Below are 17,585 nucleotides of genomic sequence, written 5' to 3' on the forward strand. Positions count from 1 at the left end.
ACCACGGTACTGCATATGACTATTCTGAGCTTTCAGAATACTGAACCTGAGCTTCAGGTGTTGCGGCTTCGTTATCAGCCGGGTCGTCCTCTGGGCCCGCTGTCTCGCCCAGCTCCTCCCCCGCCGCGGCCAAAGCTGCGCCTGACGATTTGGCCACTTTGAGGATAAGGTCGTTCTTCCGCGGCTTCGCGAAGATCACACCCATCGTGTCGCGCCCACGGGGCGGAACCCCGGAAACAGGGGACCGAACCACGTTGCCGGAGTTCATCACCACCAGCACCTCGTCGTCCTCCTCCACCACCATAGCGCCTACCAAATTGCCACGGTCCTCCACAAACTTTCCGACCTTAATCCCCAAACCGCCCCGGCCCTGGACCCGGTAGTCGTCTACGTGCGTCCGTTTGGCATAGCCCCCCTCTGTGACGATGAACACGTAAGAATCTGAGGTGACCACATCGGCGGTCAGCAGTTCATCGTCGGCACGGAACTTCATGCCCGTCACTCCGGAGGTGGCCCGCCCCATGGGGCGCAACGCCTGGTCGGTAGCGGTGAAACGCAGCGACTGCCCGTTCCGGGACACCAGCATTAGGTCATCCGCAGCCGAAACCAGCTTGGCAGAGACCAGCTCATCCTCTTCACGCAGATTGATAGCGATCACCCCAGCTTGACGAGGTGAATCGTAGTCCGTGAGCTTGGTCTTCTTCACCAGACCGGACTTAGTTGCCAGGACCAGGTAGTCGGCATCGTCGTAGTTTTTCAGCGCGAGCACCCCGGCGATCGTCTCATCGGGTTGGAACGCCACCACATTGGCCACATGTTGGCCCTTGGAGTCCCGCCCGGACTCCATCAAGTCGTAGCACTTAGTGCGGTACACCCGACCCAGGTTGGTGAAGAACAAAATCCAGTGGTGCGTGGTCGTGACAAAGAAGTGCTCGACGACGTCGTCCGCTCTTAGTTGAGCTCCTCGGACTCCCTTGCCACCACGGATCTGGGCCCGGTAATTGTCGATCCGGGTCCGCTTGACGTAGCCGTCGCGGGTGATGGAGACCACCACATCCTCTTCGGGGATGAGATCCTCCATGGACATGTCTCCGCCGTATCCGCGCAGTATGTGGGTGCGCCGGTCATCGCCGAACTTGTCCACAATGGTGGTCAGCTCGTCGCTGACGATCTGCCGCTGCCGGTCCTCACTGGCGAGGATGGCCTGGTAGTCCGCGATCATGCGCATCAGTTCGTCGTATTCGTTCTGCAGCTTCTGCCGCTCCAGACCGACCAACCGGCGCAACTGCATATCCACGATGGCTGTGGCCTGGCTGTCATCGATATCCAGCAGCCGCTTCAGACCTTCGCGAGCCTCTTCCACGTTGGCGGAGCCGCGGATGGTCTCGATCACCCGGTCAATGTCATCCAGCGCCTTGAGCAGTCCGACTTTGATGTGGGCCTCAGCCTCAGCTTTGGCCAACCGGAACCGGGTCCGCCGGACAATGACTTCGATCTGGTGGGTCACCCAGTGGTGCACAAACGCGTCCAGGCTGAGCGTCCGGGGCACACCGTCGACCAGGGCGAGCATATTTGCGGAGAAGTTCTCCTGCAGCTGGGTGTGCTTGTAGAGATTGTTCAGCACCACTTTGGCGACGGCGTCGCGCTTGAGGATGATGACCAGGCGCTGGCCCGTGCGGCCGGAGGACTCATCGCGGATCTCAGCGATGCCGCCGATCTTGCCGTCTTTGACCAAGGCGGCGATCTTGCGGGCCAGGGCGTCAGGGTTGGCGTGATAGGGAAGTTCGGTGACTACCAGGCAGGAACGGCCCTGAATTTCCTCCACATTGACCACAGCACGCATGGTGATAGACCCACGGCCTGTCCGGTAGGCGTCCTCGATGCCCTGGGTTCCCAGAATTTGGGCGCCGGTGGGAAAGTCTGGACCCTGAACGCGCTCCAGCAGGGCTTCCAGGAGCTCCTCACGGGAAGCTCCGGGGTTCTGCAGGTACCACTGCACCCCTGAGGCGACCTCGCGAAGGTTGTGCGGCGGAATGTTGGTGGCCATACCCACGGCAATGCCGGAGGAACCGTTGACCAAGAGGTTGGGGAACCGGGCGGGCAGCACCACGGGTTCCTGCTGCTTGCCATCGTAGTTGTCCTGGAAGTCAACGGTGTCCTCATTGATGTCCCGGACCATCTCCATGGCCAGTTGGGCCATTTTTGTTTCGGTGTATCGGGGTGCTGCGGCGCCGTCATCCCCGGGGTTGCCGAAGTTTCCCTGGCCGGTGGCCAGCGGATAACGCATCACCCAATCCTGGATGAGCCTGACCAGGGCGTCGTAGATCGCCGAATCGCCATGTGGATGATAGGAACCCATCACCTCGCCAACCACGCGAGCACACTTGTTGAACGACCGGTCCGGACGGAAGCCGCCGTCGTACATGGCGTAGAGCACCCGGCGATGCACAGGCTTCAGGCCATCTCGGACATCGGGCAGCGCCCGTCCGACAATCACGGCCATGGCGTAGTCCAGATAAGACCGTTTCATCTCAGTCTGCAGTTCTATCTGGCGTACGCGGTCCACTTCGACTCCGGTCAGCGGAGCCGGGACGTCCGGGTTCTCTGGAGTGTTATCGCTCACGTATTCTCTTCCTTCGAGGTATCAACAGCTGACGACGACGCCTGGGCAAGCCTCAGTGCGGTATCGATCAGATATCGAGGAAACGGACGTCTTTGGCGTTCTGCTGGATGAAGTTGCGGCGAGATTCCACATCTTCTCCCATCAGGATGGAGAAGATCTCATCCGCTGCGGCAGCATCTTCCATGGACACTTGGAGCAGGGTGCGATTCTCCGGGTCCATGGTGGTTTCCCACAGCTCGGAGTAGTCCATCTCTCCGAGGCCCTTGTACCGTTGGATCCCCAGCTCCTTGGGCAGCTTGCGTCCCGCTGCGCGCCCGGCGGCCAAAGCTTCATCCCGCTCATGGTCGGTGAACACATAATCAGGATCCCCGCCGGTCCATTTGATCTTGTACAGCGGTGGTTGGGCCAGAAACACGTAGCCGTGCTCGATCAGCGGACGCATGTAGCGGAACAGCAGAGTCAGCATCAAGGTGGTGATGTGCTGACCGTCAACATCAGCGTCGGCCATGAGCACAATCTTGTGGTACCGGAGCTTGGTGATGTCGAACTCTTCACCGATGTTGGTGCCGAAGGCTGTGATCATGGACTGCACCTCTTGGTTGGAAAGCGCCTTGTCCAACCGGGCCCGCTCCACATTCAGGATTTTGCCGCGCAGGGGAAGGATCGCCTGGGTTCGAGGGTTGCGGCCGCGTTTGGCCGAACCGCCGGCGGAGTCCCCCTCCACCAGGTAAACCTCCGACTCACTGGGATCCTTGGAGGAGCAGTCGGCCAGCTTTCCCGGCATACCGAAAGTCTCCAGCGGTGATTTACGCCGAGCCTGTTCACGAGCTTTGCGGGCAGCCAAACGTGCTTGAGCAGCTGATTGAGCCTTGCGGATGATGTCCCGGGCCGGGCCAGGGTTACGTTCCAGCCAGTCTCCGAGCTGGGTGTGGACCACGCCCTGGACGAATCCGCGAGCCTCTGAGTTGCCGAGCTTAGTTTTCGTCTGACCTTCGAACTGCGGTTCGGAGAGCTTCACAGAAATCACTGCGGTCAGTCCCTCACGGATATCTTCGCCAGTTAGGTTGTCTTCTTTGTCCTTGATGTAGTTCTTCTCCCGCGCGTACCGATTCACCAGCGTGGTCATCGCTGAGCGGAAGCCCTCCTCATGGGTGCCACCCTCATGAGTGTTGATGGTGTTTGCGTAGGTGTGCACCGATTCGGAGTAGGTCAAAGTCCACTGCATCGCGATTTCGGCAGCGATCCCACGGTCAGTGTCTTCCGATTCGAAAGCGATGACATCCTCGTGGACGGTCTCAGTCTTCTTCGCGGAGTTGAGGTGCTTGACATAGTCCAGCAGGCCGTCGTCGTACTGGTAAACGACTACACGGCCCTTGGGGGATTCCGCGAAAGCCTCCTCATGCTCCCCCGGCTCAGCGGGAGACGGCTCTTCCCCTTCGGACAGTGGTGCTTCTGTGGAGTGGTGCTGCTCCACGATCTCATCAACGACGATGACATTGTCATCAATATCGCGCTCATCCCGCAGCGTGATACGCAGGCCTTTGTTGAGGAAAGCCATCTGCTGAAAGCGGGCGCGCAGCGTCTCAAAACTGAACTCCACGCTGTCGAAGATGCTCGCATCCGGATAGAACACCTGAGTGGTGCCGGTCTCCGAAGCTTCACCACGCTGGGCAAGCGGCATGATCGTCTCCCCGCCCTCTGCGAAGACGATTGACCATTCGTAGCCCTGCCGACGCACAGTCGTTTCGACCCGGGAGGAGAGAGCATTGACGACTGAAATTCCCACGCCGTGAAGACCACCAGATACGGCATATCCGCCGCCCCCGAACTTACCTCCAGCGTGCAGAACAGTCATGACGACCTCTACGGTGGGTTTGCCCTCGGTCGGGTGCATATCCACGGGGATGCCACGACCATCATCCTCAACACGCACCCCACCGTCGTTCTGCAGGGTGATTTCGATGTGGGAGCAATAGCCGGCCAAGGCTTCATCGACTGAATTGTCGACTACTTCGTAGACCAAGTGGTGAAGGCCTCGTTCTCCAGTGGAGCCGATATACATCCCTGGGCGCTTGCGTACCGCCTCGAGCCCTTCCAGGACGGTAATGTCAGATGCGCCGTAATTCCCGTATGGGGTGTCCTGTTCACTCACTTGCAATATTCTACCGCGAAACACCCCGATTACCGCATTTCTGAGCGGGTTTCGCGCCCCCAATGTGCCGCTAGGAGACTCTCCAGTGCCGCTGGAACCGGTAGTGAGATCGGCACACGGGGCTGTGGTCGTCTCCGAGACTCAAATGCGGCATATCGTCGATGAGGGCGCCGGTGGCCGGACACTGCTGACTGATGCGCTCAGACCATCCAGCGGCTCGCTCTCTGAGGCCGCTCCGCGGGGGCTAACCGTACGTATCGCGTGGCCCTCTTCCGCGCACTGAGTACCGTCCCTTCTTCCAACTTGGTGCCTGCGGGCCGCGAATATCGATCTCCGTGACGATGCCTTTGCCCAGTTCATGCTCAAAGACATCCATGATTTTTGGTTTCATCAGCTTCAAGTTGGTCGCCCAGGCCGTTGAATCGCAGCTCACAGTGACGACACCGTCTTCGAAGGACTCTGGTCGGCAGTGTTGGGCGATGGCCTCTCCGACCAGTTGGTCCCATCTGCTGATAACTGATCCCACCGCTACGGGGGCTCTCCACCCGCGGGTGCGAACAAGCGTTTGGAGCGCCTCACCCAACAACTTGGGGTCGCGAAGGTCTGCCTGCTGCTGCGTAGGACGATCATTCGTCTCACGCGGAGCAGCCTGTGAGGCCGCTCGGGGGGCGGCGTTGAGCGACATGTTCCTCGGGGGGCGGCGCAGGCGTTGCTGTCCGCTCTCCTCGGCTGCTTTGCGGAATCGATTGAAGAGAACCGTAGCCGCATCAGGCAGCTCCTCGTCCTCACTCATCGCACCATTGACCCGGTTCAGTGGGGATTGTTCGGCTGACCTGGTTGACCGATTCGACTCGATAGGCGTTGCTGAGCAGGTTGTGAGGAACGTCGTCGTCGACTGCGGCAGTGACAATGAGCTGCTCCGCACCGGTGGCAAGATCTGCAAGGCGGCGTCTACGTCGCGCGTCGAGCTCAGCAAATACGTCGTCCAGGATCAGGATGGGTTCCGCACCCGGTTCGGGGTCATCGTCGATCATCACCCGGTAACTGGCCAGGCGCAGTCCCAGAGCAAATGACCATGTCTCCCCCTGGGAGGCATATCCCTTCACGGGGGTGGAATCCAAGCTGAAGTACACATCATCCCGGTGCGGCCCGATCAAAGTGATGCCGCGCTCCCGCTCACGTCTGCGCACCGAGTGCAGCGCCGTGTGGAGCTGGTCGATCAGCTCTTCGGTAGTGGCTTCTTCGAGGGGGGAAAAGTCGCGCTCCGAATCCGCAGACTGGGCGTCAGCCGGCTCCTCACTATCCGCATCGTGCCCGGTCAGAGAGGAAAGGTAGCGTATGCGAGCGGTACGTACGGAGTGGGACAAATCCTGATATGCCTGACTCAAGTGTGGTCGCAGGGCTCCAAGAACATCTAACCTGGCGCGCAGCAATCTGCCACCCACCTGAGCCAGCTGGGTGTCCCAGACCTCTAGAGTAGATTCGTGGGTCGGAGTGAACCCCTGGTGACGAATGGACTTCAACAGAGCGTTGCGTTGGCGCAGAACCTTTCCGTATTCCTGGGAGAGCTGACCCAGTGCTGGATGCAACTGCACTGCTAGCGTGTCGAGCAGGCGCCGCCGTACACCCGGTGATCCTTTGAGCAACTCAAGGTCTTCCGGCGCAAAGAGAACTGTCCGCAGAATGCCAAGTGCCTGTGAGGCTCGCACCGGCGAGCCGCGGTTGATTCTTGCCCTGTTCGACTTCCCGGGGTTGATCTCCACCTCTACAAGTGCTTCCCGCCTGCCGCGATGGGCCTGAGCGCGAATAATGGCCTGGGACTGTCCGTGACGGATCAGCGGGGCATCATGGGTGACCCGATGCGAGGAGAGACTCGCCAAGTATCCGACTGCTTCAGCGATGTTGGTCTTGCCCACACCGTTGTATCCCAGCAGCACGTTAGGTCCTGGCTGCAGGGTAAGCTCAGTCTCCGCGTAACTGCGGAAATTTTGCAGAACTAGCTGAGAAAGCCGCACCGTGTCTCAGGGACTCAACAATCAGCGGTCCTGCAGGCGCACCGGCATCAGCAAGTACCGGAAATCGGTGGAGTTCTCTCCCTCGCCCTCCTGCTGGCCCGTGATCATGGCCGGTTTGGGCGCTGAGACGAAGCTGAAACGCAGAAACTCAGTGTCAAAGACCCCCAAGCCCTCATTGAGGTAACTCGGGTTGAATCCCACTGTGATGGGTTCGCCGTTGAGGTGAGCGCCCACTGCCTCTGAAGCTGAGGCGTTGTCGTCGACGCCGGCGTCCAATGTGACCCGGTTGTCATCCGAAAACTGCAGACGGATGTAACCGTTGCGTTCTGACACCAGGGAGACACGTCGGGCGGCTTCAATGAGTTCGGCGGTGTTCACCACAGCGTGAATCGGCGTCTCTTCTGGAAAGAGCTGCCGGATCTTTGGATAGTCACCGTCGACAAGCGTGCTGGTGGTCCGGCGACCTCCGGAAGAGAATCCCACAAGAGCGTCGTCGTCAGAGATAGCCAGTGCCAGATCTCCTGCCCCTGCCAGAGACTTAGCAACTTCATTGAGGGTCTTCGCTTTAACCTGAAGTGATGTGGAGATAGCTGGGTCGGTTGGGCGCCAAGTTATCTCACGCATTGCCAACCGATATCGGTCGGTGGCGAAGAAAGTGATCGTGTCGCCTTCAATCTCAAGTTTCACAGCTGTCAGCAGCGGCAAGGTGTCATCTCGAGCAGCAGCCGTAATCACCTGAGACACAGCTCGAGCGAAGGAGCTGCCGTCGACCACTCCAGCGACATCGGGCTGAGCAGGCAGATCCGGATACTCATCCACCGGCATAGTGGTCAGCGTAAATGTGGAGGACTTGCAAGTCACGATCACTTTGTTCTCTTCTAAGGAAAACGTGACGGGTGCATGAGGCAGCGACTTCACAATGTCGTTGAGCAGGCGCCCGGAGACGAGCACCGTTCCCTCATGGACTACCTCAGCCTCAATACTCAGCTGGGCAGAGACCTCATAGTCAAAGCTGGAGATGACAACCTGCTGGTTCTCTGCGGTGATCAGCAGGCCGGAGAGCACAGGCGCTGGAGGTCGAGGGGAGAGAGAGCGTGCAGCCCATGACACAGCCTCGGACAGTACGTCGCGGTCTACGGTGAACTGCAATGGGGGGCTCCCTCATAGTCAAGCATTCGGCCAGGTGTGTCTGAGGGACGAGCTTACAGTCTTTACCAGATATGCCGAAAGTCTGAGGTTTCACCACAACATCTAGCTCACGAGCAGAACAGTTGCTTGTCGAGAGAGATATGATTCTAAAAGATGAGAGGTGGTAGTAACTGTTGTGGATTCTGTGGATAACAGTTGATTTCGGCTCTGCAGACCGGATCTTCCTGTGCAGTCTGTGGTGATGATTCAGTGGTGGGAGTGTGAACTACACGGGGAGGATTTTCACAGGCCAATACGGTGTATCCCCAACTCAGAGGAAGTAATCCACAGAACGACCAATTAAGTGCACCCATAATCCACAATGTTGTCCACAGGGCTGGCTCCGCCCGAGGCAAAACTCCACCTGTGCCTGTGGATATGTGAGGAAAACTGTGGAATACACCTCTGTCAATCGGCCCTAGAGACGCTCATGCCGCGGAACTACATCAGTGTGAGATGTGTACGAGCGTCTCATCCACAGTGTGATTGGGACGTTGAGGGCACCTCAGGAAGCACAGCTCAGCGGCCGTGCTTGATTTTGTTGGTGAGTTCAGTGACCTGGTTGAAGACAGCTCGGCGCTCTGCCATCAGCTCGCGAATCTTGCGTTCTGCGTAGATCACGGTGGTGTGATCACGGCCGCCCAATTCTTGTCCAATCTTCGGCAACGACATCTCAGTGAGCTCCCGCAGCAAGTACATTGCGATTTGCCGCGCGGTCACTAAGTTACGGCTGCGAGACTTGGACATGAGGTCTTCAACGGTGAACGCGTAGTACTCCGCTGTGGCGTTGATGATTTGCTGGGCAGTGATGTCCTTGGCGTGATCGTCGGAAATCAGATCCCGCATCACCTGCTCGGCCAGGGAGAGGTCCACCTCTTGCTTGTTGAGTGCCGAGTATGCCGTGACACGGATCAGAGCGCCCTCAAGCTCGCGGATATTTGTCGAGATTTTGGAGCCGATGTATTCGAGCACATCGTCCGGGCAGGAGAAGTTTTCTGCATTGGCCTTCTTGCGCAGAATCGCGATGCGGGTCTCCAGATCAGGTGGCTGGATATCAGTGATGAGCCCCCACTCGAACCGTGAGCGCAGGCGCTCTTCGAATCCGGAGAGTTTCTTCGGCGGCTCATCAGAGGTGATGACGACCTGCTTGTTGTTGTTGTAAAGCGTGTTGAAGGTGTGAAAGAACTCCTCCACCGTGCGTTCCTTGTCTGCCAAGAACTGGATGTCATCCAGAAGCAGGATGTCGACATTCCTGTAGAGGTGCTTGAAACTGGCACCTTCGTCATCCCGGATGGAGTTGATGAAGTCGTTGGTGAACTCTTCGGAGTTCACGTATCGGACGCGGATTCCGGAGTATAGGCGTTGGGCGTAGTGCCCGATGGCATGGAGCAGGTGTGTCTTACCCAAACCCGAGTCGCCATAGATGAAGAGGGGATTGTAGGCCTTGGCAGGGGCCTCAGCCACGGCATTGGCAGCTGCGTGAGCAAATCGGTTGGATGACCCGATGACGAACGTGTCGAAAGTGTAACGGGGGTTCAGCCGAGAGGTTTCGTAACCTCCGTCCTGAGTGGCGTCCGCGGCCGGGGAGATTCTTTCCCCACGTGAGCGCGAGGGAGTCTCTGGAGCGCCTGGCCCAAAGGTTCTCTCCGCCCGATCGTCAGCGCGCAGAGGGGTGGTACCGGAGTCATAGGTGGGGCGAGTCGCTACGGGCGGGGTCCCGGGGTGTCCCGCGGGAGGGGCGGTTGTGTCTTCCTTTTCACTCTGCGCCCTGGCCAATTCGGGATCGATCACGTACGCGCAGAGAATGTCTTTGCCGAAGACTGTGTAAAGCGCATGTGAAAGCTCGGTCTGCAGAGTCGAATGCAACAGCTGGCGCACGCGCTCATGGGGCACTGCGAGAAGCAGAGTGTCGCCGATGAGCTGATCCGATTGTGGGACGGCACGGGCCACATCGGCAAGCTTCAGACCGGTGATGCCGTGATTTTCACGAAGTTCCGTGAGAACTTCCTGCCATTGGGAGGATACTGAGGACTTAGAGTCGGCGGGCACGCTGCTCCCTCATATCTGACTGGTGTTCGGGCAATCCTATTTCTTGACAGTATTCCACAACTACTGTGGAAAACCTCGGAAAATCTGGGGAGAAAGTGGCTTCGGAGATATGCCGGCAGTTCGAGGGCTGGTGCTCGCAGTATTTGACGTGGAGAGGCCTGCCGACCTATTGTTGACAGATCACCCTGGAACATTTGCGTGCTCTTGCACGGATCTTCTGGGGACAGCAAGACTTCACGTCCATCACAATGGGAGTACACAGTGAGCAAGCGGACTTTTCAGCCGAGCAACCGCCGTCGCAGCCGCAAGCACGGCTTCAGGTCTCGCATGCGGACCCGCGCCGGCCGTTCTATCATTTCGGCCCGCCGCCGCAGCGGACGCCAGAAGCTATCGGCATAAGCGCAGCCCAACCACACGGTGAAGGCCCATCCCACACCTTTGGGGTGGGCCTTCGGCATGCCAGCAGAGGTACTTTAGATCCATGCTTCCTGTCGCCCATCGGCTGACTACCTCACAAGACTTCGCCGCCGTGGTGCGACATGGAAGCCGCGCTGGCAGCTCCAGTGTCGTTGTGACAGCTCGGTTGCGCCGAAGGTCCACCGGTCCCACGTGGAGATGCGGATTCATCGTGTCGAAAGCAGTCGGAAACGCCGTCGTCCGTCATCGGACCACGCGCAGGCTGCGCCATATTGTCGCTGAGTTGATGCATGACAAGCAGACAATGGTGCCCGAAGGTCTCGGTGTGGACTTCGCCGTCCGAGCTCTGAAAGATTCGGCGACAGCAGATCACTGGCAACTCCGTGCCGATGTGGACTCCTGTCTGCGAAGGTCCTTGAAGAAGGCACCTCCGCCTTGAGTTGGGTCCGACATGCCGATTTCTACGTTGAGGCGTATACAACCCCTGCCGAAGGCGAAGAGCTTCAGGCGCAGCAAAAAAGCGATGGTGCGGGACCCCGTGTCCTCACTGAGGAGGAGATTCGGCGTCACTACTGGCCATTGTGGCGGCGTGCAGCGGCATACCCCATGATTATGTTCATTACTGCTTGGCGAAAGCTCGTCTCTCCGTTGTACGGACAAGTCTGCAGCTTCTATCCGAGCTGTTCCGCCTATGGGCTCGAAGCGGTCACCGTACACGGACTGCTGAGGGGAAGCGCCCTCACAGTTTGGCGCGTCCTGAGATGCAACCCTTTCACCGGAGGGGGGGTGAATCACGTCCCTCCATCTCAGCGTGTGTGGCCTGAGGAGGAGCTTCCAGACATTGTAAGACTTAACCACCCCCCAATTCCTCGAGATCCAGACTGATCAAGTACCCTGAAGGTTGGTTTTCTCACACTCCGCGTGTCCGGCTCACTACAGTGCTGCCGCCGGACCTGACACCCCGAGAGAGTAATGGCTTTCCTAGACACAATTATGTGGCCCTTCACCTGGGCAGTGTCCTTCATCCTGAGCGCCTGGCACAGTCTGCTGACCATGCTGGGGATGCCCGAAGGTTCAGGTTGGAACTGGGCCTTGTCCATCTTGCTGCTCGTGTTGGTGATCCGCATCATCCTGATACCGCTGTTTGTGCGACAGATCAAGTCGCAGCGCGGGATGCAGATCATCCAACCTGAGCTGCAGAAGCTCCAAGCTAAGTACAAGGGCAAGAAGGACCCGGTCTCCCGGCAGGCCCAGGTTGCTGAACAGCAGGCGCTGTTTAAGCGCAACAAGGTCAATCCGTTCATGACATGTCTTCCGATTCTGGCGCAGATGCCCATTTTCTTGGCACTGTTCTGGACTTTGAACCGCATTGGCGGCTCGGGCCGAATGGGTACTGGTGATGTCGACTACGAAGAAGAGGGCTACTACGCGCTCTCCAGCAGTGAAGTCACCAGCTTCGCCAGCTCGAGGATCTTCGGCGTTGGGATGCCCGATACCTTGCTCGGTGCAGTCCAAGGCGATCCCGCCCTAATGGGCGGCACGGTGGCGGTGATCGCACTGACCACAGTGATGATCATCATGATGGTCAGCACTCAGTTCTTCACTCAGAAGCAGCTGATGTCGAAGAATATGTCTGAGGCGGCACTGCAGGGACAGTTTGCCCAGACTCAGAAGATCATGCTGTACGCACTGCCCCTGGTCTTTATCTTCGGTGGCGTGTACTTCCCCGTGGGCGTGCTCATCTACTGGACTGCCACGAATTTCTGGACCATGGGTCAACAGTGGTGGGTCATTCGCAACAACCCCACTCCAGGTTCCTTGGCTGAGAAGGAATTGAACCTACGACGGGCTGCGAAAGGCCTCCCGCCCATCGGCGAAGAGGCGCGCAAGGCACGCGAAGACGCCGAGAAGCCTAAGGGTCAGCACAAAGGCCCCACCGCCCAGCCCAAGAAGAAGAAAAAGAAGAAGAAAAAGGGACAGCGATGAGCGAACAGACCACCCATGAACAGCTTGCGGAAGACGATGTGGAGACGCCACGTCCCGATACGTCTGCGAACAATGAGGAGTCCGGTGCCGACGAAGGTGATGTGGCGGCGGATTACCTTGAAGAACTTCTAGACATTGTTGATCTCGATGGCGATATTGAGATTGAAATTCGCGGTGACCGCACCTTCATCTCAATACAGGCCGAAGATGGTGGTGAGGAGCTGCAAGACTTAATAGGAAATAAGGGCGAGACGTTGGACGCTCTTCAAGAGTTGACTCGACTGGCCGTGCTCACTTCGACAGGTAATCGGACCCGTCTGGTTTTGGATATCAATGGGCACCGTGCAGCTCGGAATGACGAACTCAAGCGGCTCGCTGACACAGCCATTGACGAAGTACAGTCGGGTGCTGCGCAGTCCCACATGGAGCCCATGAGCGCGTATGAGCGGAAGATTGTCCATGACTTCATCGCGGAGGCCGGTATGGTCTCTGAATCAGAGGGCGAAGGTAAGCGGCGTCACGTCGTGGTTTCGGCAGAATAGCGAAACAAGGCTGAGATGAGTGAATCTGTCACGGGACGTCCGGACAACCCGGACGCGTTGCAGCCAATACCTGCACTCCGAGGTCGTGAGCGAGAGGCAGCGCAGACACTCTTCGGGGAACGGCTTCCGGGGGCCGAGAAGTACGTAGAACATCTTTGCACCACCGGGATTACTCATGGTCTGCTGGGCCCCCGCGAAGTCCCCAGAATGTGGGGAAGACACGTTCTTAACTGTGCTGTTGTGGGGAATGAACTTCCTGCATCGGGCACCGTGGCTGACGTGGGATCGGGCGCCGGTCTTCCAGGGATTGCCATGGCCCTGGCCCGTCCCGATGTGGAATTCACCCTGATCGAGCCCATGGAGCGTCGAGTGGACTGGCTAGACACGGTGATCAGAGATCTCGGGTTGGATAATGTGCAGGTTATTCGCGCTCGAGCAGAAGATGTTGCGGATGAAGTCATGGCTGATGTAGTGACAGCGCGTGCTGTGTCAGCTCTAAAGAAGCTTATACCTATGACGGTGCCTCTGCTGGATGACCACGGGCAGCTGATCTTCTTGAAAGGTCGTACTGTGCAGGCTGAAGTCGACGCAGCGCAGAAGGTACTCAAGCGGTTCCGGTTGCGCCACCCTCAGATTGAGCTCGTTGGTCAGGAGCTGTTGGAAGAGCCTACGACCATTGTGCGCATTCGTCACCGTTAGTGATGAGGCCCACGTTCTGCTGCCGGCAACCTAATAAGGCTGGACCGAATGGCTGCTTCGCTGCCGCGGCCAGGCGATAGTCTTGTCTCTATGACCGAATCGTTGTCTCACTCCCCGCTGGCCGCGCAGTTGAAAGATGAACAGGACCGCCGAAAGAAACTGTTGGACCGTACACTGGAGCGACCTGAAGAGACCCGCATCCTGACTGTGTCTAATCAGAAGGGCGGGGTGGGCAAGACGACTTCTACAGTCAACTTGGCGGCAGCTCTGGCTGACCATGGTTTCAACGTCTTGGTTATCGACATTGACCCCCAGGGCAATGCCTCTACAGCACTAGGCATCCCCCATTCAGCCGACACAGACTCTGTCTATGACGTGCTCATTGACGACTTGGCAATGGCAGATGTCGTCTATGAATGCCCTGACATCGACCGACTCGAGGTGGTGCCGGCTACAATCCACTTGGCCGGTGCAGAGATTGAGCTCGTCTCTCTCGTTGCTAGGGAACAGCGCCTGCAACGCGCGTTGGAGGAGTACTTTCAGACCCGGAAAACGACGGGGCAAGAGAGACTAGATTACGTCTTCATTGACTGCCCGCCGAGCTTGGGTCTCCTGACTGTCAATGCTTTTGTCGCAGCACAGGAGGTGCTTATCCCCATTCAGTGCGAATATTATGCGCTTGAAGGGCTGAGCCAGCTTCTCAACAACATTCAGATGATTCAGAAGCACCTCAATCCTGTGCTGAGGGTGTCGACCATTTTGCTGACTATGTACGACGGACGGACCAACTTGGCTTCTCAAGTTGTGAGCGAGGTCAAAGAGCACTTTGCGGATGAGGTGCTCTCCAGCAAAATTCCTCGAAGCGTCCGAATCGCTGAAGCGCCCAGTTATCAACAGTCTGTCATTACCTATGACCGATCTTCTACTGGCGCGTTGGCTTATCTTGAGGCGGCTGCCGAGATCGTCGAGCGAGGCGGGTAGCTTCGCTATGTTGTCTCGTTTCACGTGAAACATCGTTGATCGCAAATGTGGCGGGTCTTCATTGCGAGCTGTTCTCCCCTGGGATCTCTCCGGTGATCTGATGTCCTTTGTGTTCTTTCTCTGTTCAACGCGTTTCACGTGAAACGGCCTGTCTCCGCTGATGCGTGCAATTCGGCTCTAGAATTGAGTGGATTCACACGCAGACTTGGAGGAAGACGTGGCAGAACGAAAGAAGCGGGGCCTGGGCCGCGGCCTTGGTGCATTGATCAATAGCGACACGGAAAACGGGGCCGCACCGCAGCCCTCAGTCGATGCCGTGCCGCCGATGGAGCCTGATATTGCTGCCGAACCATTAAGCAGGCCCCCGAAGCCCGCACACGAGCGGCCGATCGACGTTTTCTTCTCAGCTAAGTCACACCTGGAGACACAGCGCGTTTCACGGGAAACGTCCTCAATGAATTCGACCCGTGTGGACACATCTCCCCGCAATCACACGGCCTCACGAAGAAAGAACGGCACGCGCCGCGTAGAGATGCCCGACGTGCTGGGGACACATGGTTCTAATGTCGCCGGGAAACTGGCGTCCGAGTCGGCTGAAGAAGACCGTGTTTCACGTGAAACGGCTGCAAACGAGTCCGGTGGAGCTGTTTTTCGTGAGGTGGATCTGGACCTGATACAGCCTAATCCGCGTCAGCCCCGAGAGGTGTTCGACGAAAGTGATATGGCTGAGCTTATTCACTCCATTCGTGAGATAGGGGTGCTTCAGCCAGTCGTGGTCCGTCCTGTTGAAGACAATGGGTACGAACTGATTATGGGTGAACGACGTTGGCGCGCGTCGATAAGCGCGGGGAGGACCACTATCCCCGCCGTTATCCGGAGAACGGCGGATGAGGATCTCCTGCGCGATGCGCTGCTGGAGAACATTCACCGCTCCCAGCTCAACCCATTGGAGGAAGCTGCCGCCTATAGGCAACTTCTGGATGACTTCAACATTAGTCAAGAAGAGCTCTCCCGGCGCATTGGTCGGTCACGCCCACAAATTTCCAACACCCTGCGCCTGATGAAACTTCCTGCACCCGTCCAACGCCGGGTTGCCGCGGGGGTGCTGTCTTCTGGACACGCTAGAGCGCTGCTGAGCCTCGAAGACCCGGACAGCATGGACAACCTAGCCCAGCGAATAGTTGCTGAAGGGTTGTCTGTACGCAGCGCCGAGGAAGAAGCCCTACTGATGAAAAGTAATCGGGAGCAGGGCGACGTTTCACGTGAAACTCAGCGACTTCCTACCACTACTCAAATTCAAGAGCTCGACGAGTATGCCGAGGCGCTCACGGATCGGTTAGACACTCAGGTGAAAATCAGTCTTGGCGCAAGAAAAGGGCGCATTGCCATCGATTTTGCGTCCATTGCCGACTTAGAGAGAATCTTGGAGCACATGGGCGCATATGTCCAGGCTTAGTTAAGCAAAACGTCCCCCTGTCCGAACGACAGGGGGACGTTTCACGTGAAACGGCATAAGCCGTTCATCTGATGCGTACTACTTCAACCACTCCGCGAATTCCTGCTCAAGCGCTGGTTTAGGTTTAGCGCCGATTGAAGTGTGAACCTTCTCGCCTCCATTGAATGCAAAGACAGCAGGTATGGAGGTGATGCCATACTTAGCGGCAGTCCCGGGATTCTCATCCACATTCAGCTTTACCACCTCGATCTTTGAGGAGTGCTCGTCGGCAAGCTTCTCGAGCTCTGGCCCCAGAGCACGGCAGGGCCCACACCACTCAGCCCAAAAATCTACAAGAACTGGTTTATCAGCCTTGAGTACGTCGTCCTCAAAGCTTGCGTCGGTCACAGACTTGATGTCAGCCATTGGGTTGTCCTCTCTGTCAGGGATAGATTCTGGTATCAGGTTGCCGCAGCGTGAAGATTCTGCGACTCACGGGTTTCCGAGGCATCAGTATCGGCGGCGTCAGCCAAATACTCCTCTACGTCCAAAGCCGCCACACAGCCAGACCCGGCAGCAGTGATGGCCTGACGGTAGTGCGGATCGAGCACATCGCCGGCGGCAAAGACTCCCGGCAAGGAGGTCCTGGAGGTGCGTCCGATCACTTGGACGGTTCCATCGGGGGTGAGGTCTAGTTGATCGGAGAAAAGTTGAACCCTGGGGTCATGACCAATAGCTACAAACAGACCTGTCACATCGAGTGTCGACTCGGAACCGTCTACCAAGTTGCGCAGTCCTAGCTGGCTGACTTTGCCGTCACCTCTGACCTCAGTGACCTCTGTATCCCAGATAAACTCAATCTTCTCATTGGCCTTGGCTCTATCCGCCATGATCTGTGATGCACGCAAAGTATCCCTTCGGTGAATGACATACACCTTGGATGCGAACTTGGTGAGAAAGAGAGCCTCCTCCATGGCTGAGTCCCCACCGCCCACCACGGCGATGACTTGGTCTCGGAAGAAAAATCCATCACAGGTGGCGCACCAGCTGACGCCGTGGCCTGATAGCTGCTTCTCCCCGGGCACACCGAGTTCACGATACGCCGAGCCAGTAGCGAGGATCACCGCTCTGGAGTGCAGCGTGGCCCCAGAGCCGAGGGTGATCTCCTTTATGGGGTTATTGAGCTGCAGCTGTGTGGCATCCTCGTGACGGATGTCAGCACCGAAGCGGCGAGCCTGTGCCTCCATATTCATCATAAGGTCGGGGCCCATCACGCCTTCAGGAAATCCGGGAAAGTTCTCCACGTCTGTGGTGTTCATCAGCTCACCGCCGGCGGTGACTGAGCCCGCCAGCACTATGGGGCTGAGATTCGCTCGAGCTGTGTAGACGGCGGCGGTGTAGCCTGCCGGGCCGGAGCCAACGATGATGACGTCGTGAACCTGGTCGGGTGTCTGGTGAGTCACTATAGGTACGTCCTTGATGTATCGAAAGGTGTCGA

Annotated in this window: 16 protein-coding genes; 8 read left to right on the forward strand and 8 right to left on the reverse strand. The window is 57.9% G+C overall.

Annotated elements, in window-relative coordinates; translation table 11 throughout:
• Window positions 1-19 precede the first annotated feature (19 nt).
• The 6 genes from gyrA to dnaA form a co-directional block, all read right to left on the reverse strand.
• The gene (gene gyrA, locus D3250_RS00640) at window positions 20-2,623 is read right to left on the reverse strand and encodes a DNA gyrase subunit A (RefSeq protein WP_119901446.1); all 2,604 of its coding nucleotides are present in this window, start codon (window positions 2,621-2,623) and stop codon (window positions 20-22) included.
• A gap of 67 nt (window positions 2,624-2,690) precedes the next feature.
• Entirely contained in the window at window positions 2,691-4,799 is a 2,109-nt protein-coding gene (gene gyrB / locus D3250_RS00645; RefSeq protein WP_498365834.1) for a DNA topoisomerase (ATP-hydrolyzing) subunit B, read from the reverse strand.
• A 220-nt stretch (window positions 4,800-5,019) separates the two neighbouring features.
• Complete coding sequence (locus D3250_RS00650) at window positions 5,020-5,568, reverse strand: DciA family protein (protein WP_119901448.1); 549 nt, start codon at window positions 5,566-5,568, stop codon at window positions 5,020-5,022.
• Window positions 5,561-6,790, reverse strand: a complete 1,230-nt coding sequence (gene recF, locus D3250_RS00655) for a DNA replication/repair protein RecF (RefSeq protein ID WP_119901449.1) — start codon at window positions 6,788-6,790, stop codon at window positions 5,561-5,563. Before recF ends, D3250_RS00650 begins: the two co-directional genes overlap by 8 nt.
• A gap of 21 nt (window positions 6,791-6,811) precedes the next feature.
• Entirely contained in the window at window positions 6,812-7,939 is a 1,128-nt protein-coding gene (dnaN, locus tag D3250_RS00660) for a DNA polymerase III subunit beta (RefSeq protein ID WP_119901450.1), read from the reverse strand.
• A 558-nt stretch (window positions 7,940-8,497) separates the two neighbouring features.
• Complete coding sequence (dnaA, locus tag D3250_RS00665) at window positions 8,498-10,027, reverse strand: chromosomal replication initiator protein DnaA (RefSeq protein ID WP_119901451.1); 1,530 nt, start codon at window positions 10,025-10,027, stop codon at window positions 8,498-8,500.
• Between the two features lie 261 nt (window positions 10,028-10,288).
• Here dnaA and rpmH point away from each other — a divergent pair, with 261 nt between their 5' ends.
• From rpmH to D3250_RS00705, 8 genes are all read left to right on the forward strand, one after another.
• Window positions 10,289-10,426, forward strand: a complete 138-nt coding sequence (gene rpmH / locus D3250_RS00670; protein ID WP_119902207.1) for a 50S ribosomal protein L34 — start codon at window positions 10,289-10,291, stop codon at window positions 10,424-10,426.
• Window positions 10,427-10,508: 82 nt separating this feature from the next.
• Window positions 10,509-10,883: a ribonuclease P protein component gene (gene rnpA / locus D3250_RS00675; protein ID WP_119901452.1), complete on the forward strand. Its 375-nt coding sequence runs from the start codon at window positions 10,509-10,511 to the stop codon at window positions 10,881-10,883.
• Window positions 10,884-11,056: 173 nt separating this feature from the next.
• Window positions 11,057-11,329 (forward strand): membrane protein insertion efficiency factor YidD, encoded by a 273-nt coding sequence (gene yidD / locus D3250_RS00680; protein ID WP_225973143.1) that lies wholly within the window; start codon window positions 11,057-11,059, stop codon window positions 11,327-11,329.
• Window positions 11,330-11,416: 87 nt separating this feature from the next.
• The gene (yidC, locus tag D3250_RS00685; RefSeq protein ID WP_119901453.1) at window positions 11,417-12,430 is read left to right on the forward strand and encodes a membrane protein insertase YidC; all 1,014 of its coding nucleotides are present in this window, start codon (window positions 11,417-11,419) and stop codon (window positions 12,428-12,430) included.
• On the forward strand, window positions 12,427-12,972 hold the full coding sequence (locus tag D3250_RS00690) for a Jag family protein (RefSeq protein WP_119901454.1): 546 nt from the start codon (window positions 12,427-12,429) through the stop codon (window positions 12,970-12,972). The genes yidC and D3250_RS00690 overlap by 4 nt, the downstream gene beginning before the upstream one ends.
• Window positions 12,973-12,987: 15 nt before the next feature.
• On the forward strand, window positions 12,988-13,671 hold the full coding sequence (gene rsmG / locus D3250_RS00695; RefSeq protein WP_119901455.1) for a 16S rRNA (guanine(527)-N(7))-methyltransferase RsmG: 684 nt from the start codon (window positions 12,988-12,990) through the stop codon (window positions 13,669-13,671).
• A gap of 90 nt (window positions 13,672-13,761) precedes the next feature.
• Entirely contained in the window at window positions 13,762-14,652 is an 891-nt protein-coding gene (locus D3250_RS00700) for a ParA family protein (RefSeq protein WP_119902209.1), read from the forward strand.
• A 187-nt stretch (window positions 14,653-14,839) separates the two neighbouring features.
• Window positions 14,840-16,108, forward strand: coding sequence for a ParB/RepB/Spo0J family partition protein (locus D3250_RS00705; protein ID WP_225973067.1), 1,269 nt, complete (start codon window positions 14,840-14,842; stop codon window positions 16,106-16,108).
• Window positions 16,109-16,186: 78 nt separating this feature from the next.
• Here D3250_RS00705 and trxA read toward each other — a convergent pair whose 3' ends face one another.
• Both trxA and trxB read right to left on the reverse strand, forming a co-directional pair.
• Window positions 16,187-16,513: a thioredoxin gene (trxA, locus tag D3250_RS00710; RefSeq protein ID WP_119901456.1), complete on the reverse strand. Its 327-nt coding sequence runs from the start codon at window positions 16,511-16,513 to the stop codon at window positions 16,187-16,189.
• 35 nt (window positions 16,514-16,548) lie between these two features.
• The gene (gene trxB, locus D3250_RS00715) at window positions 16,549-17,550 is read right to left on the reverse strand and encodes a thioredoxin-disulfide reductase (protein WP_119901457.1); all 1,002 of its coding nucleotides are present in this window, start codon (window positions 17,548-17,550) and stop codon (window positions 16,549-16,551) included.
• Between the last annotated feature and the right edge of the window lie 35 nt (window positions 17,551-17,585).

Origin of the sequence: Nesterenkonia natronophila (assembly GCF_003595215.1) — a bacterium.
GTDB lineage: Bacteria > Actinomycetota > Actinomycetes > Actinomycetales > Micrococcaceae > Nesterenkonia > Nesterenkonia natronophila.